The 23,986-nt window shown below is 72.8% G+C and carries 16 protein-coding genes; 11 read left to right on the forward strand and 5 right to left on the reverse strand.

Going from position 1 to position 23,986, the window contains the following annotated elements; all coding sequences use genetic code 11:
- Positions 1-3 precede the first annotated feature (3 nt).
- Genes AAH991_RS04855 through AAH991_RS04865 form a run of 3 tightly spaced genes read right to left on the reverse strand, consistent with a single transcriptional unit; the run spans position 4 to position 5,181 of the window.
- Complete coding sequence (locus tag AAH991_RS04855; RefSeq protein ID WP_346224527.1) at positions 4-1,353, reverse strand: maltokinase N-terminal cap-like domain-containing protein; 1,350 nt, start codon at positions 1,351-1,353, stop codon at positions 4-6.
- Positions 1,350-3,101, reverse strand: coding sequence for a maltose alpha-D-glucosyltransferase (treS, locus tag AAH991_RS04860; RefSeq protein ID WP_346224528.1), 1,752 nt, complete (start codon positions 3,099-3,101; stop codon positions 1,350-1,352). The genes AAH991_RS04855 and treS overlap by 4 nt, the downstream gene beginning before the upstream one ends.
- A 31-nt stretch (positions 3,102-3,132) precedes the next feature.
- Positions 3,133-5,181, reverse strand: a complete 2,049-nt coding sequence (locus AAH991_RS04865) for an alpha-1,4-glucan--maltose-1-phosphate maltosyltransferase (protein WP_346224529.1) — start codon at positions 5,179-5,181, stop codon at positions 3,133-3,135.
- A 381-nt stretch (positions 5,182-5,562) separates the two neighbouring features.
- Here AAH991_RS04865 and glgP point away from each other — a divergent pair, with 381 nt between their 5' ends.
- From glgP to AAH991_RS04880, 3 genes are read left to right on the forward strand one after another with little or no spacing between them, the layout of a single operon-like run.
- The gene (gene glgP / locus AAH991_RS04870; RefSeq protein ID WP_346224530.1) at positions 5,563-8,160 is read left to right on the forward strand and encodes an alpha-glucan family phosphorylase; all 2,598 of its coding nucleotides are present in this window, start codon (positions 5,563-5,565) and stop codon (positions 8,158-8,160) included.
- 56 nt (positions 8,161-8,216) lie between these two features.
- Positions 8,217-9,275: a glycosyltransferase family 4 protein gene (locus AAH991_RS04875; RefSeq protein ID WP_346224531.1), complete on the forward strand. Its 1,059-nt coding sequence runs from the start codon at positions 8,217-8,219 to the stop codon at positions 9,273-9,275.
- Between the two features lie 22 nt (positions 9,276-9,297).
- Entirely contained in the window at positions 9,298-10,071 is a 774-nt protein-coding gene (locus AAH991_RS04880) for an enoyl-CoA hydratase/isomerase family protein (protein WP_346224532.1), read from the forward strand.
- Here AAH991_RS04880 and AAH991_RS04885 read toward each other — a convergent pair.
- Together AAH991_RS04885 and AAH991_RS04890 are read right to left on the reverse strand one after the other, a co-directional pair.
- A complete protein-coding gene (locus AAH991_RS04885) occupies positions 10,058-10,942 on the reverse strand; it encodes an alpha/beta fold hydrolase (RefSeq protein ID WP_346224533.1) in 885 nt (294 codons plus the stop codon). The two genes, AAH991_RS04880 and AAH991_RS04885, sit on opposite strands and share 14 nt — an antisense overlap.
- A 44-nt stretch (positions 10,943-10,986) precedes the next feature.
- A complete protein-coding gene (locus tag AAH991_RS04890) occupies positions 10,987-13,665 on the reverse strand; it encodes a helix-turn-helix transcriptional regulator (protein ID WP_346224534.1) in 2,679 nt (892 codons plus the stop codon).
- Positions 13,666-13,774: 109 nt separating this feature from the next.
- On the opposite strand from AAH991_RS04890, the gene AAH991_RS04895 reads away from it, so the two are divergent.
- The 8 genes from AAH991_RS04895 to AAH991_RS04930 all read left to right on the forward strand — a co-directional run bounded on the left by AAH991_RS04895 (position 13,775) and on the right by AAH991_RS04930 (position 23,973).
- Positions 13,775-14,143, forward strand: a complete 369-nt coding sequence (locus tag AAH991_RS04895; protein WP_346224535.1) for a hypothetical protein — start codon at positions 13,775-13,777, stop codon at positions 14,141-14,143.
- A 12-nt stretch (positions 14,144-14,155) separates the two neighbouring features.
- The gene (locus AAH991_RS04900; protein WP_346224536.1) at positions 14,156-15,376 is read left to right on the forward strand and encodes a DUF6395 domain-containing protein; all 1,221 of its coding nucleotides are present in this window, start codon (positions 14,156-14,158) and stop codon (positions 15,374-15,376) included.
- A complete protein-coding gene (locus AAH991_RS04905) occupies positions 15,361-16,215 on the forward strand; it encodes a M55 family metallopeptidase (protein WP_346224537.1) in 855 nt (284 codons plus the stop codon). Before AAH991_RS04900 ends, AAH991_RS04905 begins: the two co-directional genes overlap by 16 nt.
- 66 nt (positions 16,216-16,281) lie before the next feature.
- Positions 16,282-17,847 carry a flavin monoamine oxidase family protein gene (locus AAH991_RS04910; protein ID WP_346224538.1) on the forward strand — a complete coding sequence of 522 codons (1,566 nt, stop codon included), beginning with the start codon at positions 16,282-16,284 and terminating at the stop codon, positions 17,845-17,847.
- Positions 17,848-18,363, forward strand: a complete 516-nt coding sequence (locus AAH991_RS04915) for a YbaK/EbsC family protein (protein ID WP_346224539.1) — start codon at positions 17,848-17,850, stop codon at positions 18,361-18,363.
- A 106-nt stretch (positions 18,364-18,469) separates the two neighbouring features.
- Positions 18,470-20,755, forward strand: a complete 2,286-nt coding sequence (locus AAH991_RS04920) for a serine/threonine-protein kinase (RefSeq protein ID WP_346224540.1) — start codon at positions 18,470-18,472, stop codon at positions 20,753-20,755.
- Positions 20,756-20,766: 11 nt separating this feature from the next.
- On the forward strand, positions 20,767-22,677 hold the full coding sequence (locus AAH991_RS04925; RefSeq protein WP_346224541.1) for a serine/threonine-protein kinase: 1,911 nt from the start codon (positions 20,767-20,769) through the stop codon (positions 22,675-22,677).
- 39 nt (positions 22,678-22,716) lie between these two features.
- Positions 22,717-23,973, forward strand: coding sequence for a serine/threonine-protein kinase (locus tag AAH991_RS04930; RefSeq protein ID WP_346224542.1), 1,257 nt, complete (start codon positions 22,717-22,719; stop codon positions 23,971-23,973).
- Positions 23,974-23,986 lie beyond the last annotated feature (13 nt).

Below are 23,986 nucleotides of genomic sequence, written 5' to 3' on the forward strand. Positions count from 1 at the left end.
TTGTCAGCGGAACGCCGCGATTGGGATGGGCAGCCACGAGGGGCGGTTACGCGACTCGTAGACGACCTCGTACACCGCCTTGCTCAGCTCCAGGGCGCGCAGCAGCACCGCGTCGTCGCCGCGGATGCGGCCGCCGCCCTCGGAGTAGCCGGCCAGGAACGCGGCGCGGTTGCGCTCCGACCACTCCCGGGCCCGGCTCTCCAGCCCGTCGGCGTTCGGGTGCCCGGCCAGCAGGTGCCGTGCGGCGTAGTCGAACGAGCGCAGCATGCCCGCCACGTCCCGCAGCGGCGAGTCGAGCGCCCGCCGCTCGGCCAGCGGCTGGCCCGGCTCGCCCTCGAAGTCGAGCACCACCCAGTCGGTCATGGTGCGCATGACCTGCCCGAGGTGGTAGTCGCCGTGCACGCGCTGCACCGGGATCTCGTGGCCGAGGTCGGCCAGCCGGTCGAACGCCTCGGCGGCCACCGCGGCGTGCTCGCCGAGGCTCGGCACCTCGGCGACCGCCTTCTCCAGGCGGCGGCGGAACCGTTCGGTCATCCGCTTGATCTCCGGCGGCTCGATCGTCCCCGTGGGGAAGGCCCGCGCGAGTTCGCGGTGCACCTGCGCGGTGGCCAGCCCGAGACGCTGCGCCTCACCGGCGAAGTCGCCTCCGGCGTCCTCCGCCGGCATGCCCTCCGGGCACGCGTAGAGGTCGCGCACGCTGGTCAGAGCCATCGACCAGCCCTCGTTGGCGTTCTGCAGGTACTCCTGCATGATCGCCAGGGTGGTCGGCTCGCCCTGGAGCTCGGTCTCGATCCAGCCGTACGGCCTGGCCACGTGGGCCGAGCCCGCCTCGGCGAGTGCCGTGATGATCTCCAGCTCGGGGTTGACCCCCGGGTTGAGCTGGCGGAACAGCTTGAATATGTACTTGTCGCCGTACACCAGTGAGGTGTTCGACTGCTCGGCGGTCAGCACGAGGCTGCGCAGCGAAGTGTCGATCTCCGCCCCATGGGTGCGGTGGAAGCCGAGGCCGTCGAACCGGCGGTCCCCGGCCATCCCCTCCAGCAGGTGGCCCGTCAGGGCGGAGTCGTGCAGCGCGTCGTAGACGCCGACCTCGCGGCCGTCGCGGCGGCAGGTGCCGATCCGCACGTGGTCGAGCCGGTCGGGCAGGTGCTCGCGCAGCCCGACCGGGATCTGGTAGCGCGTGCGGCGCTCCCCCTGCCGCACGCACACGATCAGATGCAGCAGCGCCGGATCACCGGCGGCGACCTCGATCTCGGATTCGATGGACAGGTCGTCGATGGTGCGCCCCTTGCCGGCGAACCACCGTTGTCCGGTGATCCAGCCGGCCAGGAGTCCCTGAAGTGAAGTCGTCACTCCTCCTTCGTGCCGGCCGTCCTGTGCGTGACGGGCAGTGTGAACCAATAGAACCCATGCCCAGGGAGCGTCAAAAGATACGGAAGCTCGCCGATCGGGGGAAAAGGAACTCCGCCCATGCACTCGACCGGCGTGGATCCCTCGAACCTGCGCAGGTCGAGCTCGACCGGCTGGGGGAAGCGCGACAGGTTGTTGACGCACAGCACACGGTCGTCGCCCAGCTCGCGTACGAACGCGAGCACGCTCGGGTTGGACGAGTTCAGCTCGGTGAACTCGCCGAGGCCGAACACCGGGTGACGCTTGCGGATCTCGATCATCCGCTTGGTGAAGTGGAGCAGTGAGCTGGCGCTCTTCTGCTGCGCCTCGACGTTGATCGCCTGGTACCCGTAGATCGGGTCCATGATCACCGGCAGGTAGAGCCGGCCGGGGTCGCAGTTCGAGAAGCCCGCGTTGCGGTCGGGCGTCCACTGCATCGGCGTGCGGACGCCGTCCCGGTCGCCGAGCCAGATGTTGTCGCCCATGCCGATCTCGTCGCCGTAGTAGAGCACGGGCGAGCCGGGCAGGCTGAGCAGCAGCGCGGTGAACAGCTCGATCTGGTTGCGGTCGTTGTCCAGCAGCGGCGCCAGCCGGCGGCGGATGCCGACGTTCGCCCGCATCCGGGGGTCCTTGGCGTACTCGGAGTACATGTAGTCGCGCTCTTCGTCGGTGACCATCTCGAGCGTGAGCTCGTCGTGGTTGCGCAGGAAGATGCCCCACTGGCAGTTCTCGGGGATCTTCGGCGTCTGGGCCATGATCTCCGAGATCGGGTAGCGCGACTCCCGCCGCACCGCCATGAAGATGCGCGGCATCAGCGGGAAGTGGAAGGCCATGTGGCACTCGTCGCCGCCGGTGACCGGGTCGCCGAAGTACTCCACCACGTCGGCCGGCCACTGGTTGGCCTCGGCCAGCAGCACCCGGTCGGGGTAGATGCGGTCCACCTCGGCCCGCACCCGCTTCAGGTACGCGTGGGTCGCCGGCAGGTTCTCGCAGTTGGTGTCCTCCTGCTCGAACAGGTACGGGATCGCGTCGAGCCGGAAGCCGTCGATGCCGAGGTCGAGCCAGAAGCGGATGACCTCCATCATCGCGTCCTGCACCGCCGGGTTCTCGAAGTTGAGGTCCGGCTGGTGGTGGAAGAACCGGTGCCAGTAGTACTGCCCCCGGACGGGGTCGAAGGTCCAGTTGGACGCCTCGGTGTCGATGAAGATGATCCGGGCGTCCTTGTACCTCTCGTCCGTGTCGCTCCAGACGTAGAAGTCGCCGTACGGGCCGTCGGGGTCGTGCCGGGACGCCTGGAACCACGGGTGCTGGTCGCTGGTGTGGTTCATGACCAGGTCGGCGATGACGCGGATGCCGCGCTTGTGCGCCTCGTCGACCAGCCGGATGAAGTCTCCCAGGTCACCGAAGTCCGGGAGGATCTTCATGTAGTCCGAGATGTCGTACCCGCCGTCCTTGAGAGGGGACTCGTACAGCGGGAGCAGCCAGAGGCAGTCGATGCCCAGCCACTGGAGGTAGTCCAGCTTCTCGATGAGGCCGCGGATGTCGCCGGTGCCGTCGCCGTTCGAGTCGGCGAAGCCCCGGATCAGCACCTCGTAGAAGACAGCCCGTTTGTACCAGCGCTGATCCCGCGGTTCCTCCTCGTTGAAGGTGTTCGGGATGGGCTGCGTGTGACTGGGCTGTGTGTGACTGGGCGGAGGTGTCGTCGAGCTCACCTGTTGACTCCCCGGATGTGCAGAGCTGCGCTCACGGACGGTGCGCTGACCCGTGGCGGAGCGTGAGGATGTGTGCGGGATGGACGTGCGGATCGAGGCGCACGTAGTTCGCCTGCCCCCAGCGGTACGACTCGCCCGACAGTTGGTCGTCCACGACGAACTCGGCATGCCAGTCGAGACCGAGGGCCGGCATGTCGAGCCGGACCGTCGCCTCGTGTGTGTTGTGTGGATCCAGATTGACGACGGCCAGCACGACATCGCCTAGTCCGTGCCGTCGTGTGGCCGTGTCGTAGGCGCCGGGCAGCCGCTTGGAGAAGCAGATCACGTCCGGCTGGTCGACGTTGTGAAACCGTAGGTTACGCAATTCCTGGAGTGCCGGGTGTGCTCTTCTCAACAAATTGAGCTGGGTAATGAACGGGGCAAGGCTGCGGCCCTCACGCTCCGCCTCCGCCCAGTCACGCGGCCTGTACTGGTACTTCTCGCTGTCGAGGTACTCCTCGCTGCCCGGCCGTACCGGGACGTTCTCGGCCAGCTCGTACCCCGAGTACACACCCCACGTAGGAGCCATCAACGCGGCCAGAACGGCCCGGATCTTGAACGCCGGGACGCCTCCGTGCTGGAGGTACTCGTGCAGGATGTCGGGCGTGTTGACGAACAGGTTCGGCCGCAGGTAGTGCGAGGTCTCGTGGGCCAGCTCCCGCAGGTAGTCCTCGACCTCCGGCTTGGAGTTGCGCCAGGTGAAGTAGGTGTACGACTGGTGGTAGCCGACCTTCGCCAGCGTGCGCAGCATCGGGGGCCGGGTGAACGCCTCGGCGAGGAACAGCACGTCGGGGTCGGTCGAGTTGATGTCCGACAGCAGCCGCTCCCAGAACCGGACCGGCTTGGTGTGCGGGTTGTCCACCCGGAAGATCCGCACGCCGTGGTCCATCCAGTGGCGGACCACCCGCTTGATCTCCGCGTAGATCCCCTCGGGGTCCTTGTCGAAGTTCAGGGGGTAGATGTCCTGGTACTTCTTCGGCGGGTTCTCGGCGTACGCGATCGAGCCGTCGGCCCGGATGTTGAACCACTCCGGGTGCTCCTTGACCCAGGGATGGTCGGGGGAGCACTGGAGCGCGAGGTCGAGGGCGACCTCCATGCCCAGCTCGCGGGCCTTCGCGACGAAGGCGTCGAAGTCCTCGATCGTGCCCAGGTCGGGGTGGATCGCGTCGTGTCCGCCCTCCTGGGCGCCGATGGCCCAGGGCGACCCGGGGTCGTACTGGTCGGGGGTCAGGGTGTTGTTGCGGCCCTTGCGGAACTGCGTGCCGATCGGGTGGATCGGCGGCAGGTAGACCACGTCGAAGCCCATCTGGGCGATCGCCGGGAGCCGCTTGGCCGCCGTCCTGAACGTCCCCGACTTGGGCGCGACGCCCTCCTGCCCGACCACGGCCCCCTCGGAGCGGGGGAAGAACTCGTACCACGAGCCGAACAGCGCCCGCCGCCGGTCCACCCTGATGCGGTTGCGGCCGGAGCGGGTGAGCAGGTCGCGCAGCGGATGCGCGGCGATCAACGCGGCCGTCTCGGGCAGCTGGGTCACCGCGAAGCGCGCCCTGGGATCCACCGCCTCGTCCCGCAGGCGGGCCGCGAGGGCCAGCAGCGCGGCGCGGTGCCCGCAGGTGCCGCCCGCCTCCGTCGCCGCGCAGTCCGCCGCCCGCACGCCCTTGGCCGCCCGCTCGAACAGCCGGGCGCCCTCCTCGCACATGAGGTCGGCGTCGAGGTTGCGGGGGATCTTGATCCCCGCGTCGTGCATCCAGGTGGCGATCGGGTCGCTCCAGGCCTCGACCCGGAACTGCCACAGGCCCTCGGCGGGGAGCGTCACCTCCACGCTCCACCGGTCGGTGCCCGGCGCGATCTCGCGCATGGGCGTCATCCGTCCCGGCGTGCCGCTCGGGTCGATCAGCACGACGCCGGCGGCGACCGCGTCGTGTCCCTCGCGGAACACGGTCGCGCTGATCTCGAAGGTCTCTCCCGCGGCGGCCTTGGCGGGCCACTGGCCGCAGTCGACGACGGGCTGGATGTCCTGGATGGGAATGCGTCCGATCATCGTCACTTCGTATCCGGGGGCGGCACACCGGGTGCCGCCGGGGCTTGCGGGGCAGGAACTGCTCGTGGTCGGGCGGGCAGCACGGAAGGCGGGGACCCGCTGGCCGCGGTCCCTTCCTCGTTCATACAGGGGTTGCCCTAATAGTCCACTCTTACCCCTGCCGAACGAAAGACCGCTCGCCGTGTTTGGGACGGTCTTCCCGGGAGATCGATCATTGCGTGCCGCGGGAGATCGTCCGGCGCGCACATCACCAGGTCAAAGGTACTTTGGTGAGGTTTGAACCGGTTTGATGGTGGTGAGAGCGTTCGAGAACTGGCATCGCAGTACGACAAGTTTGATTCGGTCGCGCGTCGTGGCGCTGAGTAACTAGGGTCTGGCCCCGTGAGAGCTATCCGCAGGTTCACTGTCCGAACCGTTCTTCCCTCACAGCTCGCACCTCTGGGCGAGTTGGTCCAAAATCTTCGATGGTCGTGGCACCCCGAGACCATGGACCTGTTCGCCGAGGTCGATCCCGAGGTCTGGGAGCGTGTCGATCACGACCCCGTCGCGCTGCTCGGCGCGGTGGAGGCCGGCAGGCTGCGCGAGCTCGCCCAGGACCGGCGTTTCCTGCGCCGGCTGGCCGATGCCGCCGACGACCTGCGCGAGTACATGACCGCCCCCCGGTGGTACCAGTCGCTGGAGGGCGCGCCGAAGGCGATCGGCTACTTCTCCCCCGAGTACGGCATCTCCGCCGCCCTGCCGCAGTACTCCGGCGGCCTCGGCATCCTCGCCGGCGACCACCTCAAGGCCGCCAGCGACCTCGGTGTTCCCATCCTCGGCGTCGGCCTGCTCTACCGGCACGGCTACTTCACCCAGTCGCTGTCCGCCGAGGGCTGGCAGCTGGAGCACTACCCGTCCCTCGACCCGGGCGGCCTGCCGCTCACGCTGCTCAAGGAGCAGGACGGCACGCCGGCCCGCATCAAGATCGGCCTGCCGGAGGGGCGCGTCCTGCACGCCCAGATCTGGGTGGCCCAGGTCGGCCGGGTGCCGCTGCTCCTGCTCGACTCCGACGTCGCCGAGAACGACGCGGTCGCCAGGGACGTGACCGACCGTCTGTACGGCGGGGGCGGCGACCACCGGCTGATGCAGGAACTGCTGCTCGGCGTCGGCGGCGTCCGGGCCATCCGGGCCTACTGCCGGATCACCGGCCACCCGGAGCCCGAGGTGTTCCACACCAACGAGGGCCACGCGGGCTTCCTCGGCCTCGAGCGCATCCGCGAGCTCACCGAGGCCCGTCTGTCGTTCGAGGAGGCCCTGGAGGCCGTACGCGCCGGGACGGTGTTCACCACGCACACGCCGGTCCCCGCGGGCATCGACCGGTTCCCCGCCGAGATGATCGCCCGGCAGTTCGGCGGCTCGAACGCCTGGCCGACGGTGTCGGTCGACCGCATCCTGGCGCTCGGCGCGGAGCCCGAGGGCCCCGACGCCGACCCGTCGGTGTTCAACATGGCGGTCATGGGCATGCGGCTGGCCCAGCGGGTCAACGGCGTGTCCGAGCTGCACGGCCAGGTCAGCCGGGAGATGTTCCAGGGCCTGTGGCCGGGCTTCGACGTGGACGAGGTGCCGATCGGCTCGATCACCAACGGCGTCCACGCCCCGACCTGGGTCGGCCGGGAGATGATGGAGCTCGCCGGCAAGGAGCTGCCCTCGCTGATCGACAAGGCACAGGGCTGGGAGGGCGTGCACAAGCTCTCCGAGGCCGACATCTGGGGCATCCGGGGCACGCTGCGGGCCCGCCTGGTCGAGGAGGCGCGGCGGCGGCTGCGCAAGTCGTGGCGGCAGCGCGGCGCCAGCGAGGCCGAGCTCGGCTGGGTGGACGAGGCGCTCGACCCGGACGTGCTGACGATCGGCTTCGCCCGGCGAGTGCCCTCCTACAAGCGGCTGACCCTCATGCTCAGCCAGCCCGACCGGCTCCGCAGGCTGCTGCTGGATCCGGACAAGCCGGTGCAGATCGTCATCGCCGGCAAGGCGCACCCGGCCGACGAGGGCGGCAAGAAGCTCATCCAGCAGATCGTCCGCTTCGCCGACTCCGAGGACGTGCGGCACCGCATCGTCTTCCTGCCCGACTACGACATGGCGCTCGGGCAGCTCATGGTGACGGGCGCCGACGTGTGGATGAACAACCCGCTGCGCCCGCTGGAGGCGTGCGGCACGTCCGGCATGAAGGCGGCGCTCAACGGCGGGCTCAACCTGTCCATCCGCGACGGATGGTGGGACGAGTGGTACGACGGCAACAACGGCTGGGCCATCCCCAGCGCCGACGGCGTGGACGACCCCGATCGCCGCGACGAGCTGGAGGCCACGGCGCTGTACGACCTCATCGAGCGTGAGGTCGCCGACCGCTTCTACGACCGGGCCGCCGACGGCCTGCCGCGGCGCTGGCTGGAGATGGTCAAGCACACGCTGAGCTCGCTCGGGCCGAAGGTGCTGGCCGGGCGCATGCTGCGCGACTACGTCACCGACCTGTACGCCCCGGCGGCGGCCTCCGCCCGCGCGCTCGCGGCCGACGGCTACGGCGACGCCCGGCTGTTCGCGGCCTGGAAGCTGCGTGTGGCCAAGGCCTGGCCGGGCGTACGGGTCGAGCACGTCGAGGCGACCGGCGTGGGGGACACCCCCGAGCTGGGGGCCCGGCTGGAGCTGAGGGCCACGATCGCCCTCGGCGAGCTGTCGCCCGAGGACGTGCAGGTCCAGGCCGCCTACGGACGGGTGGGCGCGCACGACGAGCTGCTGTCACCCGGCTACGTCACGCTCAAGGCGGACTCGGCGGGCGACGACGGCCGGGCGCACTACACCGGCGTCGTGCCGCTGGACCGCACGGGAGCCTTCGGCTACAGCGTGCGCGTGGTCCCGTCCCACCCGCTGATGGCGTCGGTCGCCGAGCTCGGCCTCGTCGCCGTCCCGGAGGAGCCGGTCGGCATGACCAACGGCACCCTGCGCTGATCGGTCACCCCCTCTCGCCTCGCTTCCGCCGCAGGTGAGAGGGGTAGACCAGCACCATGACACGGGCCCTGCGCGTCGCGATGGTCGCACCGCCGTGGTACGACGTCCCGCCCCGCACGTACGGCGGCATCGAGGCGGTGATCGCCGGCCTGGCCGGCGGCCTGCGGGCGCGCGGGCACCGGGTCACCGTCGTCGGGGCCGGCCGCGGCGTGGACCTGCGGACCTACGAGGAGCCGCCCTCGGCGCGGATCGGCGAGCCGTACCCGGAGGTGGTGCACGCGGCCCGGGCGGCCCGCCTCCTGCGGGGCCTGGTCGTGGACGTCGTGCACGACCACTCGCTGGCCGGGCCGCTCACCGCCGCCGGGCGGCTCGTGCCTACGGTCGTCACCTGCCACAACGACGTGAGCGGGGAACTCGGCGACTACTACCGGGGCCTCGGCGCGGACGTGTCCCTGGTGGCCGTCTCCTCGGCGCAGCGGGCCCACGCGGCCGACCTGAACTGGGTGGGGCGGGTGCACAACGCGGTGGACGTCTCCGCGTGGCCGTTCCGCGAGCGCAAGGACGACTGGGTGCTGTGGCTGGGGCGGCTCAGCCCCGACAAGGGCGCGCACCTCGCGGTCGAGGCGGCGCGGGCGGCCGGGCGGCGCATCGTGCTGGTCGGCAGGCGGGCGGAGCGGGCCGAGCAGGCCTACTTCCGCGAGCGGGTGGAGCCGCTGCTCGGACCCGGCGTCGAATACCTGGGGGAGGCGGACGGCACGCTCAAGAGCGAGCTGTTCTCCCGGGCCCGGTGCCTGGTGTTCCCGCTGTCGTGGGACGAGCCGTTCGGCATGGTCATGATCGAGGCGATGGCCTGCGGCACGCCGGTGGTGGCGCTGCGGCGGGGCGCGGTGCCCGAGGTCGTGGCGGACGGGGTGACCGGCTACGTCCGCGACGCGCCCGCCGAGCTCCCGGCCGCGATCGAGGCGGTCTCCGCGCTGGACCCGCACGCCGTGCGGGCCCATGTGGTCCGGCACTTCGACGTGCCCGTCATGGTCGAGGGCTACGAGCGGGTCTACCGCGAGGTGACGGCCGCCGCGCCGGCCGGCCCCCGGCGGCCCCTCCCGCTCGGGCGCTGATCACCCCTCTATGGTGGGGGCCATGGGTGAATTCGTCAGGGTGGAGATCTCCGGGCACATCGCCACGATCCGGCTCGACCGGCCGAAGATGAACGCGCTGAACCGGCAGGTCCAGGAGGAGATCGCGGAGGCCGCGCGGCTCGTGGACGCCGATCCGGAGACGCACGCGGTCATCGTCTACGGCGGCGAGCGCGTCTTCGCGGCCGGAGCCGACATCAAGGAGATGGCGGTCATGTCCTACGCCGACATGGCCGTGCACTCGCGCACCTTGCAGGACTGCTTCACCGCCGTCGCGCGGATCGGCAAGCCGGTGATCGCGGCGATCACCGGGTACGCCCTGGGCGGCGGCTGCGAACTCGCGCTCTGCGCCGACTTCCGGGTGGCCGGGGAGAGCGCCAAGCTCGGCCAGCCGGAGATCACCCTCGGGATCATCCCCGGCGCGGGCGGCACGCAGCGCCTGCCCCGGCTCGTCGGGCCCGCCCGGGCCAAGGACCTGATCTTCACCGGGCGGCACGTGGACGCCGCCGAGGCCCTCGCCATCGGCCTGGTCGACCGCGTGGTGCCCGACGGCGAGGTCTACACGGCGGCGCTCGAACTCGCCGCGACGTTCGCCGAGGGGCCGGTCGCCGCGGTCCGGGCGGCCAAGCTCGCGATCGACCACGGCCTCGAGTCCGACCTCGACACCGGCCTGGAGATCGAGCGGCTCCAGTTCTCCGGCCTGTTCGCCACTCAGGACGCCCGGGAGGGCATGACGGCCTTCGCCGAGAAGCGCCGCCCCAAGTTCACCGGACAGTGACATCGGCCGTGTGGGCGAGGACGGCGCCGGCCAGTTCCTCGTGCACCTCGGGCGGCAGGGTGTGGCCCATGCCATTGATCGTCATCAGCCGGGCGCCGGGGATCCGCTCGGCGATGAAGGTGCCGTGGCCCGGCTTGGCCGGCTCGTGCGTGCCCTCGACGACCAGGGTGGGCGCCGTGATCCGGTCCAGGACGCCCACCGGCTCGAAGTCCGGCTTGGCCGCCGCCGCCAGCCGGTGGTTGGCCGCCGCGTCGAGGTCCCGCGCCCGGTCGTAGAGGCGTTCGGCCAGCCTGCGCGAGGCGTCCTCGTCGAACGGCAGCCCGCCGCCGTGCAGCACGCGGTCCTCCGCGATCATGCGCTCGATCCGCTCGCGCCGGTCGCGCGGCGGCGGCGCGGCGATCAGCTCGCGGTAGAACGCGACGAACTCCGGCGTCGGCTCGGGCAGGCTGCCCTCGGGCTGCGGCTCGCCCATCAGCGCCCGCATGATCACCGCGCCCTCACCGCCGCCGAGCGGCGACGAGCCGATGACGGTGAGCGTCCGCACGCGCTCCGGCCGCTCCACCGCGATCAGCTGCCCGAGCAGCCCGCCCGCCGAGTGGCAGACCAGATGCGCGCTGTCCAGCCCGTGCGCGTCCATCACCCGCAGCACGTCGTCCTTGATGTCGTCCCATGTGTACGGATCCCTCTCGAAGTCGATGACGTCGGACATCCCGGTGTCGCGGTGGTCGTAGCGGATCACGCGCCGGCCGCCGGCGGCGAGCCGGCCCACGAACTCGTCCGGCCACAGGATCCCCTGCGACATCGAACCCATCACCAGCACGATCGGCGCGTCGGCCGCGGCCCCGAACTCTTCACTCCAGATGTTTGGCATGGGCTAAAGCATGCTGTGCGGGGCCGCCGGTGCCTTCCGTAGAACTACTGGGCCTTCCGCAGAACCACCAGCCGCGCCAGCTCAGTACGTGAGGTGATGCCGAGCTTCGGATAGATCTTGTACAGGTGGTATTCGACCGTGCGCGGGCTGAGGAACAGCCGGGCGGCGATCTCCTTGCTGGTCGCGCCCTCCGCCACCAGGGTGGCGATGCGCAGTTCCTGCGGGGTGAGCGCGTCCAGCGCCGTGCCCCGCACGTCCGGCGCCACCTCGGGAGCCGGCGGCGCGTCCTTCTCCTGCCGGAGGCTCTCGCCCGCCGCGCGCAGCTCGTCGTGGGCGCGCCGCGCCCACGGGGCGGCTCCCGCCCGCCGGAACGTCTCGTACGCCGCGCGCAGGTGCGCCCTGGCCTCTCCCGGCCGGTGCGTACGGCGCAGCCGCTCGCCCAGCAGCAGTCCCGTCCTGGCCGCCTCGAACGGGTTGGCGTGCAGCCGCGACGCCTCGCCGAGCGCGTCGACGGCCCGGTCGTCGGGCAGGACCAGCCCGCGGCACCGGGCCAGCAGCGCCCGGGACTCGGCCGTCCCCGCGTGGGCCGACCAGCGCTCGTACGCCTCCAGCGCCGCCCGGGCGGCGTCCGCGTCGCCCGCGCCGACGGCGGCCTCGATCCGGTCCGGCGTGCTCCGCCAGACCACGGTCGGATGACCGGCGCCGGGGCCCGCGGCGGCGATCGCGGTGAACCGGTCGTGCGCGGCGGCGAACCGGCCCAGGCACAGGTCGAGCATGGCCAGGGCGTAGGCCGCGAGCCCGGCGCGCAGGCCCACCCGGTGCGGGACGGCGATGGCCAGCGCCTCCCCGGCGTACCGGGCGCAGGGCTTCTCCTCGCCGCGCAGGGCCGCCACGGCCGCGAGGTTGGCCAGGTGCGCGGCCACCGTGTTGACGTATCCGGCCTCGCGGGCCAGCTCCAGGCCCTCCTCCGAGACGGCGCGGCTGTCCGCCAGGCGCCCGGCCAGCCGGTCGGCGGTGGCGACGAACTCCAGCACCACGGGCAGCTGGCCCGTCATCCCGGAGACCCTGGCGACCCGACCGGCCCGCTCGGCCAGCTCGGCGGACAGGTCCACCTCGCCCAGATGGCTGGCCGCCGCCGACGCCCACAGGAACTCGGCCGCCTCGCGCAGCTCACCCGTACGGCCGAGCGCCCGCCTGAGCAGGTCGTGCCCGTCGCCGCCGGCGAGCGTCGCGCCGATGCCGGCGAGCACGTCGCGCAGGAACCCCTCGGGGAAGGCCGCCGCCCGCCGCCCGATGTCGACGATCGCGGCCGTGTCGCCGGCGTACGACGCGGCCTCCGCGGCGTCGGCCAGCATGTCCAGGCTGTCGCCCGCCGACAGGATCCGCACGGCCTCGGCGGCGTCGCCGGAGTTCAGCTCGAACCGCCCCCGCAGCTGGGCGATCTCCATGGTCAGCGCGGCGTCCGTCCCGGCGAACTCACGGGCCTCGGCCAGCAGGGACTCCGCCTGGCCGGGACGCCCGCCGAGCCAGGCGGCCACGGCGGCGTCCTTGAGCCGCCCGGCGCGCACGAGCGGTTCGGGGGTGAGCTCGGCGGCTCTGGTCAGGGCGGTGGCGGCGGCGCCGTATCCGCCCCGGTCCCGGTCACGCTCCGCGGCGAGCGCGAGCGCGGCGGCGACCGGCTCGTCCTGACCGAGCGCGGCCCCGGCCAGGTGCCAGGCCCGCCGGTCCCCGCCGGACAGCTCGGCCAGCGCCGCGTGCGCCTCGCGGCGTCCGGCGGGGGACGCCGTCTCGTGCACCGCCGACCGGATCAGCGGGTGGCGGAACCGCACGTGCGTCCCGGACACGGCGACGAGCCCGGCGGACTCGAGCTCGGGCAGCGCGGCCTCGCCCGCGCCCAGCCGGGCGGCGGCCCGCAGCACCAGGTCGACGTCGCTCTCGACCGCCGCGAGCAGGGCGGTCAGCCGTGCCCCCGCCGACAGTGCGGCCACCCGGTCGCCGAAGAGCTGGGCGCCGCCGGGCAGGGGATCGGGCAGCGGCTCCCGGCCCGCCCGCTGGGCGGGGGTGAGCAGCCGGGCGGTCTCGCGCAGCGCCAGCGGGTTGCCCCCGGTCAGCGCCACGAGGTCGCGCCGGACCTGCGCCGCGAGGGTGAAACCGGCGTCGAGCAGTTCGGCGGCGGCGGGTCCGGCCAGCCCGGCGATCTCCAGCGAGGGCAGGCCCTTCACCGGCATGTCGCCGCGTACGGCCAGGGGCATCGCGATCGGCTCGGTGCCGAGCCGCCTGGCGGCGAACAGCAGGGCGTCGGCCGACGGCCGGTCCAGCCACTGGAAGTCGTCGACGACGCAGATCAGCCCGTCCGGTGCGGCGGCCTCGGCCAGCAGCGACAGCACCCCGGCCGCGAGCAGGAACCGATCGCCGGAACCGGCCGGGGCCAGCCCGAGCGCGCCGCGCACGGCCTCGGCCTGTGGTTCGGGCAGCGCGTCGAGCAGCCCGGTCACCGGCAGCAGCAACTGGTGCAGGGCGGCGAACGCCAGATCGGCCTCCGCCTCCACTCCCGTGGTCCGCAGCACGCGCATGGGGCCGCCCCTGGAGGCCGCCTGGTCGAGCAGCGCCGTCTTGCCGGCGCCCGCCTCGCCGCGCAGCACCAGCGCGCCTCCGGAGCCCTTCCGCGCCCGATCGATCAGGTCGTCGATCGCGGCCGTTTCCACCGATCTGCCGTACAGCACAACCGCAGACTGTATTGCGCGGCGGAGGACGGCCGATTCCCAGCCACCTCTGAGCAACTCTGCACGGGGTATCCAGAAACGATCCAAAATGCCGCTATCGTGGCGGCCCATGATGCGGTTGCGAGTGCTGGGCCTGTCGCGGCTGCGGCGGGCGCTGCTGTCCCGGCTCGACTCCCGGTACGTCTCCAAGCCCGACCACCGGCAGGACCTCAAGGACGCCCTGTGGGAGGTCCAGATGCTCCGCCGGGAGGTCGTGGCGCTGCGCGACGAGGTCGACCGGCTGCGGCGGGCCGCCGTGACGCCCGCGAAGCCGGCCGCGGCGCCCAAGGCGGCCGCCGACCCGAAGGCCGCCGAGGCGCACCGGCTGGCCACCGAGACCGCCGAGGCGGTGGACACGCTGCTGCAGAACGAGATGCGCATCTGGCAGGCGATCGACGACCTGTCGGCGCGGGTGGGCGCTCCCGGACGGGCGGGGTAGCCGGTCGTGCGGGTGCGATGGACACGTGACGCGGAGGTCTGGCGCCTGGTCTTCCTGCTCGACGCGGAGGACGAGACCACGGGAGCCTGCACCGACGGTCACCCGATCGAGCTGCGGACCAACTCCTGCCACGTGCGGACCGGCGCCGCCGGCGCGTCCCCGCATCCCGACCTGCTCGCGGTCGCCGCGTGGACCGTCGTCGCGCCGTGGACGAGGCGGCGGGTGACCTTCGACCGGCCGATCTCCCCGGGGCTCGCCGAGGCGCTGCGTACGGGGTGGGGCGTGGACGCCGGGCCGGTCGGGGCGGATCCGCGGACGGGAGGCCGGCTGGCGATCTCCTACAGCGGGGGCGCGGACTCGATGGCGGTGGCCACGATGTTCCCCGACGCGCCGTTCGTGCACTTCCAGCGGGTGAGCCACCCCCGGGTGCCCAACCGGTGGACGCACTACCGCTCGGAGGTGCTGGCGCAGCTCGTCCACAAGACCGGGCGGGAGGCGCACGTCGTCCAGTCGGACCTCGAGTTCGTGCTGAGCCGGCCCCGGCCCGGGTTCCCCGAGCACCAGGCGGTGACGGCGGGCGCGCTGCTGCTGGCCGACGACCTCGACCTCGGCGGTGTCGCCTTCGGCCACGAACTGGGGTCGCGCTGGCTGGGCGGTGAGCGGTACACCCACCGCTACAGCCCGGACAACCCCATGTGGGCGGCCGACGGCCCGTGGGGCCGGCTGTACGCCGCGGCCGGGCTCGCGATGGTCCTCCCGGCCGGCGGCCTCAGCGAGCCCGTGACCATGCGGATGGCGATGGAGTCCGACCTCGCGCATCTGGTCCGCTGGTGCCTGCGCGGCGACCTGGACGGTCCCTGCGCCACGTGCTCCAAGTGCCTGCGCAAGGAGCTGATCCTGGCGGCCGTGGAGCGGCGGCCGCTGAACACGCCGATCACGTCCGCGATGCCCGCCGCGCGCAAGTGGCAGGAGCCGCCGCCGTACGGTGGCCAGGAGACCATCGAATACGGGTGCGCGCACGTCCCGGGCATCGAGGAGACCCCCTTCGCCAGGGCGGCGGAGTTCCTCGGGGCGACCCCGGAGTCCGTACGGTGGCTGGAGCACTGTTATCCGCCCGCGCTCCGGGAGATCCCGGAGCCCTGGCGCGCCCGGGTCGAGGCGTACGTCGGTGAGCACATCGGGCTGATGACGGAGGACGAGGCGCGCCGGGTGGAGACGTGGGGGGAACGATGAAGATCTACCTGTCGGTGGACATGGAGGGGGTCACCGGGCTGACCGACCCCGAGGAGATGCACCTCGGGGGCCGGGGGTACGAGCGGGGCTGCGAGCTGATGACCGGGGACGCCAACGCGGTCGTCCAGGGCGCCTTCGACGCGGGCGCCGCGTCCGTGCTGGTGAACGACGCGCACGGATCCACCAAGAACCTCAGGATCGACCTGCTGGACGAGCGGGCCACCCTGGTCAGGGGCCCGGGCAAGCCGCACCGCATGGGGCAGGGCCTGGCGCCCGACATGGCCGCCGCCTGCTTCGCGGGCTACCACGCGCGCGCGGGCGTGCCGCACGGGGTGCTCAACCACACGTGGATGGGCAAGGAGATCCACAACGTCTACCTGAACGGCGAGATCTGCGGCGAGACCCGGCTCGTGGCGGGCTTCGCGGGCTCGATGGGCGTGCCGGTCGCGCTCGTCACCGGCGACGAGGCGGTGTGCGAGGAGGCCGGGGAACTGCTCGGCGACGTCGAGACGGTGGCCGTGAAGAAGGGCATCGACAAGTTCTCCGCCGAGCTGCTGCCCCCGGCGGTCGCCTGGCGGCGCATCCGCGAGGCCACGGCGCGCGCCCTGGGCCGGCTGCCGGACTTCCGGCCCTACGTGGTCGAGCCGCCGTACACGCTGGGCGTGGAGTGGAACTCCACCGCCATCGCCGCGGCCTGCTCGATCGTGCCCGGCGTGCGGCTCGCCGGGCCCCGGCACACCGAGTTCAGCACGGACGACTACCACGAGATCATGGCGTTGTTCGGTATCTTTTCCATGATCGGCGGTCAGGTGGCCTGCGGCAGCGGCCGGTACGGCTGACGCCGGATTTCCCCCGGATCCGGTTTCCCCCGAGAAGAAAGAGCAGGCAGGGTGGGCAGTGACGGCGTGACCCGTGACCGTACGGGGGCGCTGACACGGCGCGCCTTCCTGGTGGGGGTCGGCGCGGCCGGAGGCGCCGGGGCGATGTACGCCGCCATGGGCGCCCTCGGGCTCGCGCCGGACCATCAGCCGAAGGACTACACGCCGCCGAGCCGCTCCGACTTCGCGCTGAGCGGCAGGGGCGCCGGGTCGGTGGTGATCCTCGGCGCGGGGATCGCCGGCCTGGCCACCGCCTACGAGCTCGGCAAGGCGGGGTACGACTGCACGATCCTGGAGGCCAGGGACCGGGTCGGCGGGCGCAGTGTCACGCTGCGCGGCGGCGACCGGCTGCCCGAGCTGTCCGGTGAGACGCAGGAGGCGAGGTTCGGGGAGGGCGTCTACTTCAACGCCGGGCCGGCCCGGATCGCCCAGTGGATGGTCACCCTCGACTACTGCCGCGAGCTGGGCGTCCCCATCGAGTTGTTCGTCAACGAGAACTCCGGCGCCTACGTCTACAACCACGGGATGAAGGCTCCGGTGCGGGCCCGCACCGCGCGTGCCGACACCTACGGCTACATCAGCGAGCTGCTGGCCAAGGCCACGAGGACCGGCGCGCTGGACCGGCGGCTGTCGGCGGCGGACAAGGACCGCCTGCTCCACTTCCTGTCGGAGTTCGGCGACATCGGCAAGCGCTACGTCTACGCGGGGTCGGAGCGCAGGGGCTTCGCGACCTACCCCGGCGCCGGCGCGGGGGTGCCGCTCGGCGGCCCGCCGGCCCTGTCGGAGGTGCTCGGCTACGGACTCGGCCGCTCGATCGCGTTCCCGTTCGGCTTCGAGCAGGCCATGCCGATGTTCCAGCCGGTCGGCGGCATGGACGCCATCGCGGTCGCGCTGGCCGGCGCCGTCGGCCGCGACCGCATCCGCACCTCGGTCGAGGTGAAGAAGGTCACCAACCTGCCCGACGGCGTGGAGGTCGAGCACACGGGCGGTCGCACCCGCGCGGACTACTGCGTCGCGGCCCTGCCGCCGCACGTGCTCGCGCGGATCCCCGGCAACCTGGACGCCCGCGTCGTCGCCGCCCTGCGCACGCCCACCCCCGTGTCGGCCGGGAAGATCGGGCTGGAGTACCGCCGCCGCTGGTGGGAGACCGACGACCGCATCTACGGCGGCATCACCGAGACCGACCTGGACATCGCTCACATCTGGTACCCCTCGTACGGTTTCCACGGCACGCGCGGGCTGGTGGTCGGCTACTACAACCTCGACGAGGACGCCGACGCGTACGGCCGCCTCACCCACGCCGAGCGGCAGCGGCGGGCGCTCACGCAGGGCAAGAAGATCCACGGCGAGAAGTACCGGTCGGAGCTGCTGTCCAGCGTCTCGATCGCCTGGCAGCGGCAGCCGTACATCGAGGGCGCGTGGGTCGCCTGGCCCTCCTACGAGGGCGCCTTCGCACTCCTGCAGGAACCGGCCGGCCGGGTGTACTTCGCGGGCGACTGGCTCACCCATCTCATCGCCTGGCAGGCGGGGGCACTGGAGTCGGCCCGTAAGGTGGTCACCCGACTGCACGAGCGCGCCGTCAAGGAGGGCTGAATGCCGCTCGAATGGGTTCCCGCGTCCGACCGGCCGGACCTGCTCGCCGAGCCGGTCGCCAAGGCCGTCGCCTCTCTCGGCGTGAAGGTGGAGGTCGCCGGGATCGATCCCGCGCTCTCCGACACCGCCGCCTTCTGCGAGCGGTACGGCGTGGCGATGGAGGACTCGGCCAACTGCGTCATCGTCGCCGCGAAGCGGGGCGGGGAGACGCGGTACGCCGCCGTCATGGTGCTCGCCACCGGGCGGGCCGACATCAACGGGATCGTGCGCCGTCATCTGGACGCGCGGAAGGCGTCGTTCGCCCCGCAGGCGGAGGCCGTCGAGCTGACCGGGATGGAGTACGGCGGCATCACCCCGATCGGGCTGCCCGAGGGCTGGCCGGTGCTCGTTGACGAAAACGTGACCCGGCGGCCGTTCGTCGTGATCGGCAGCGGCGTCCGCCGCTCCAAGCTGGCGCTTTCCGGCGAGGCGCTGGTCGCGGCGACCCGGGGGGAGGTCCTCGCGCTCACCGTTTGACCGTCCGGTTGGAACCCCTTTGCGTCCCTCCTCCGTTGTGCGGAGCGGAGATGTGGCGCGATGGTTCACTCATGGGCGTTCTTTTAGTCGGTATGGTGCTTAGGCGATGAATCAGGACGACCGACTGGGCCCGTACCGGCTGCTGAGGCGGCTCGGTGAGGGCGGCATGGGCGTGGTTCACCTCGCCCTCGACCCGCAGGGCAGGCAGGTGGCCGTCAAGGTCCTGCGCTCGGAGGTGGCGGGCGACGACGTCGCGCGCAGACGTCTGTCGCGCGAGGTCGAGACCATGCGGCGGGTGCGCGGGCCGAACATCGCGGAGGTCGTGGACGCCGACGTCACCGGGCGCAGGCCGTACATCGTCACCCGCTACGTGCCGGGACGGCCGCTCGACGAGGTCGTCAAGAACGACGGGCCGCTGCCCCTCGGCGCCCTGCTCAAGGTGGCCGTCGGGGTGGCTCAGGCCCTCGCCGCCGTGCACGCCGCGGGGGTCATCCACCGCGACCTGAAGCCGGGCAACGTGCTGATGCTGGACGGCCAGCCGGTGCTGATCGACTTCGGCATCGCCCAGGCGGTCGACGCCACCCGGCTCACCCAGACCGGCATGTTCATCGGCACGCCCGGCTACCTCGCCCCGGAGATCATCGAGGGCCACGAGGCCGGGCCGCAGGTGGACGTGCACGCGTGGGCGGGCACCGTGCTCTACGCCGCCACCGGCCAGCCGCCGTTCGGCAAGGGCACGCTGGAGATGATCTTCTTCAACATCACCTCCGGCCGGGCCAACGTCGATGCGGCCCCCGCGCCGATCCAGCCGATGCTGCGCGCCGCGTTCAACCGCGACCCGGCCAGGCGGCCGACGGCGGCCGAGCTCGTGCGGCAGCTCGCGCGGCTCATGCCTCAGACTCCGGGCGGCAGGCCCCGGGTGCCCGACGAGATCACCACGGTGCCCAACGTCGACGACACGAGCGGCCAGCAGGTGCCCGGCTTCGGCTCTCCGGGCGGTCCGCCCACCGGTGGCGCACCGGTGGCGGGCCCGAACGTCCCGGGCCGGCCCGTCGCCGGCGGGCCGTCCACCGGGTCGCCGGTGCCGCCGGTCACTCCGCCGGTGGCCCCCGTGGCGACGCCGCCGGTCACCCCGTCCCCGGCGGGCGGCCGGGCCGAGGAGTTCGTCTCGCTGCTGCGCGAGACGCCCCAGGGCGGCCAGCCCGGCGACCCTTTCCCGACCGTACGGGTGACCGGAGAGGACCTGCGCAGGGCGGGCCTCGGGCCGTCCGCGCCGCCCGAGAGCCCGGCACAGGGCCAGGTGCATGGCCAGGCACATGGTCCGGCTCAGGGCCCCGCGGAGGGCGACATCCCGACCCGGATGCCCCCGCCCCGCACCACCGGCCCGTCCGCGTTCCCGGGCGCTCCCGGCGCCGGCCCGGCTCCCGGCACCGGCCCCGGCGGGCCGCCCGGGCCGCCGCGCGCCCAGCCGGACGAGTGGCCGACGCCGATGCTGCGCCCGGAGGGTGACATCCCCACGCGCCGGGTGACCTCCGAGGAGGTGCGCCAGGCCGTCACCGGCGAGGCGATGGGACCGCGCGGCACGGCGTCCCCTCAGCAGGGGGCCGGCGAGCACGGGGACGCGGCGGCGCGTGAGCGGGCCCTGTTCGGGAGCGTGCCGGAGATCTACGAGCGGACGCCGCACATCCACCAGCCGAACCCCGCGCCGTTCATGCCGACGGTGCGGGTGCCGCCGCCGACCGTGCCGCCCATGCCGTTCCCGTCCGGGGGCCTGCTGCAGCGCTCGAAGGCGTACGGCGTGACGAGCGCGCTGCTGCTCGTCGTGATGACGTCTGCCGCGGTCATTGCGCCGCTGCTGGTGTGCCTGGTGGCCGTGCCGGTCGCTGTGCTGCTGCGGGCCGCCGACATGGCCCAGCCGCACCTCAACTCCCGCCGCCCGGCCGGTGCCGCGGCGGCCGACGTGCTGCGCGTGCTGAGCCGGCCCGCGGAGCTCGTCAAGTCGATCGGCGTCACGATCGCGCTCGTGCCGTACGCGCTGGTCCTCGGGCTGCCGGTGACGCTGCTGCTCACCGTCCTGCTCGGCGGCACGCCCACGCTCCGGATCGCGGCGCTGAGCTGGGGGACCGCGACGGCGCTGTGGACGATTTGCGCCGGGCCCGGAGTGGTCGGCCCGGGCAGGCAGATGCGGCGGACGCTCGCCTCGCTGGTGCCCGGCGCGGGAGCGGCCAAGGGCCTCGCCTGGGGGATCGGCGCACTCGCGGCGCTGACGGCGGCGATCGCACTCTCCAGCCTCCTGGGTAAACAGACAGCAGGGCACTTCTGGGGCCCGATCGACGTTTGGTCAATACAGGAACGGCTGGAAGACCTGCGTAACCAGGCGGGGAATGGGTGACGGGGGACGACATGTCGGCTACTGAGGCTCCCGAGAGGATCGGGCCCTACCGGCTGCTGCGGCAGCTCGGCGAGGGCGGCATGGGGGTGGTCCATCTCGGCCTGGACACGGAGGGGCGCGAGGTCGCGGTCAAGGTCCTGCACCCGCACGTCGCGACCGACCTCAAGGCCCGTGACCGGCTCACCCGCGAGGTCGAGACCATGCGGCGGGTGCGCAGCAAGCGCGTCGCCGAGGTGCTCGACGCCGACCTGACCGGCGCCGCGCCGTACATCGTGACGCGGTACGCCCCCGGGCGGACGTTGGAGCAGACGGTGCTGGAGGACGGGCCGCTCTCCGACGACGGCGTGATCCGGCTCGCGGTGGGCCTGTGCGAGGCCCTGGTCGCCATCCACGCGGCCGAGGTCATCCACCGCGACCTCAAGCCGGCCAACGTGATGCTCGTGGACGGCGAGCCGCTGGTGATCGACTTCGGCATCGCCCATCTGGTCAACGCCACGCGGCTGACCCAGACCGGGATGTTCGTCGGCACGCCCGGCTACCTCGCCCCGGAGATCATCCGGGACACCGAGATCACCCAGGCCGCCGACGTGCACGCGCTGGCGGCCACGGTCTTCTTCGCGGCCACCGGCAAGGCGCCGTTCGGCTCGGGCACGTTCGAGTCGGTCTGTTACAACATCCTCGAAGGCAAGGCGCAGGTGGACCTCGCGCCGGCCTGGCTGCGGGGCTGGCTGCGCCTCGCCCTGGCGCCCGACGCCTCGTCGCGTCCCGGCGCCGCGTCGCTGCTGCGGCACAGTCGCTCGCTCGACCCCTCGGTCACCGTGCTGCAGGAAAGCGCCCAGACGCCGCGTGACGGCGGGACGCGCATCCTCGACGGCACGCGGGTGCTCGACGATGCGGCGCGGACGGACGCGGGCGGCCGGGTGAACGGAGGCGGCGCGAGCCGGACCGGCAGGCTGCCGGCCAACGAGGACAGCTACTCCGACCTACTGCCGCCGGTGAACTACGTGGAGCCGGAACGGCCCCGCCGGGAGCCCCGGGCGCCCAGGCAGCGCCGCCCGGTGTCCGCGCCGCCGCCGGCGCATCCACAGGCCCCGCCGTACGGGCAGGGGGGCCCGCCCCCGCCGCCGTACCAGCCCGCGGTGTATCCGCCGCCGCCGTATCCCGACCAGCGGGTGGCCGGCTATCCGGAGCCCCGGGTCGCGCCGCCGGCGGCTCCCGCCGCGCCGTACGAACCCGAGCGGAAGCGGGCCCCCTACCGGGCGCCGCATCCGGTGCTCGCGGCCCTGCTGCTGGCCACGCTCGTGGCGCTGGCCTGCCTGCTGCCGGTCGTGGTGGGCCTGTTCGCCGTCGTGGCGGCGCTGTGCCTGCGGGTGGGGCAGTACCTGCTCGGCGACCTCGCCGACCGCCGGGCCGCGCGGGGCGCGAGCGGGACCGACCCGCTCCTCGCGGTGCTCGGCACGCCGTGGGCGCTGATCAAGGCCGGACTGGCGACGGTGGTCCAGGTGCCGCTGGCCGCGATGTTCGCGATGTGCGTGTGGGGCGGCTTCCACTACCTCGGCGGCGTCAGGCCCGACCCCGCCGCCGCGTACGCCGCGGGAGCCTTCGTGGCAGGGCTGTTCCTCCTGCCCGGGGGGAAGGCTCCCCGCAAGGCCGTGTCCCGGACGCTGAGCACGGTGATCCGGAGCCCCGGAGCGGGAATGATCGTGACGATCGCGGTCGGCACGGTCGCGCTGTTCGCGGTCATGACGGCGCTGTCCGCGGACGCCTCCTGGGTCCCCTGGCGGCCGCCGTCCGTGGCGGTGGACCACATCGTCGCGGATCTCAAGCAGAGGGGCCAGGACACGGTCGTCAACCTGATCGGCGGCGTGGTCGGGGACTTCATGGACAGGATCGGCCTGCGTTTCCTGACCTTCTGGACCTGACCTGCCCCGATCCCGACAGCGACGCGGGGGAGACACAACTTGGGTACTCAGGAACGGCTTGGTCCCTATCGTCTGGTCTCCGCGCTCGGCGCCGGGGGGTTCGGCGAGGTCCATCTCGCGCTCGACCCCGACGGGCGTACGGTCGCCGTGAAGGTCCTGCATCCCCATGTCGCCTCGGACGGCTTCGCGATCGCCCGTCTCGCCCGCGAGGTGGAGACGATGCGGCGGGTCCGCGGGGCGCACGTCGCCGAGGTGCTGGACGCCTCGCTGTCGGGGGAGCGGCCCTACATCGTCACGCGGTACGTGCAGGGCAGGCCGCTCAGCACGGTCGTGGCCAAGGACGGTCCCGTCGCCGGGGCCGGCCTGCTGCGGCTCGCGCTGGGGCTGGCGGAGGCACTGGAGTCCATCCACGCGGCCGGTGTCGTGCACCGCGACCTCAAGCCGGCCAACGTGATCGTCTCCGAGGGCGAGCCGTACGTGATCGACTTCGGCATCGCCTGCGCGCTGGAGTCGGCCTCGGTCACCGCGTCGGGCGCGGTCGCCGGGACGCCCGGCTACCTGGCCCCCGAGGTGCTGGAGGGCCGGGACGCCGGGCCGGAGGCCGACGTGTTCGCCTGGGGGGCGACGCTGGCCTTCGCCGCGTCGGGGCGGCAGCCGTACGGGACGGGGCCGGCCGCGGCGATCGCCTACCGGGTCGTCCACCGCGAGCCCGACCTGTCGGGCGTGCCGTCCTGGCTCGTCCCGATCCTGGAGCGGTGCCTGAGCACCGGCCCGGCGGACCGGCCGGCGACGGAGGAGCTGACCGGGCTCCTCAAGGAGGCGGCGCCGGAGCTGGACGGGATCGAGCCGGCGCGTCCCGCGCTGTCCGAGGCGCCGACCCAGGAGTGGCGGCCGGGTGACCGGCGGCCCGGTGGTGAGCGGCAGGGTGATCGCGGGCCTTCCCGGCGTCCCCGGCGGGGAGAGGTGGACGACGCGCGTGCCGCGCGGCGGGAGAGGCTGCACCGCCGCTGGGTGATCGGCTCCGCGGTGGTCGTCGGTCTTTTCGCCGCCGCCGCCCGCGCCAACCTGCCCGAGGTGTCGCTTCTCCTGCTGGTGCTCTACGGCATCGGCCTGCTGGTGGACGCGGGGTTCGGGCTGATGGGGAACTCCCGGCGGCGGCTCGTGGTGGACCTCGCGGGCGGCGCCGGGGCCGTCGCGGTGTGGGCGCTGCTGTCCGCGTTGTTCAGCACGGCGACGCTCCTCATGGCCGTCGGGACCGTCCTGTTCCTGCTCGTCATGCTCGTGTTCGCGAGTTGAACCCCGCTGACGC

This window comes from Microbispora sp. ZYX-F-249 (assembly GCF_039649665.1).
GTDB classification, from domain to species: Bacteria; Actinomycetota; Actinomycetes; order Streptosporangiales; family Streptosporangiaceae; genus Microbispora; species Microbispora maris.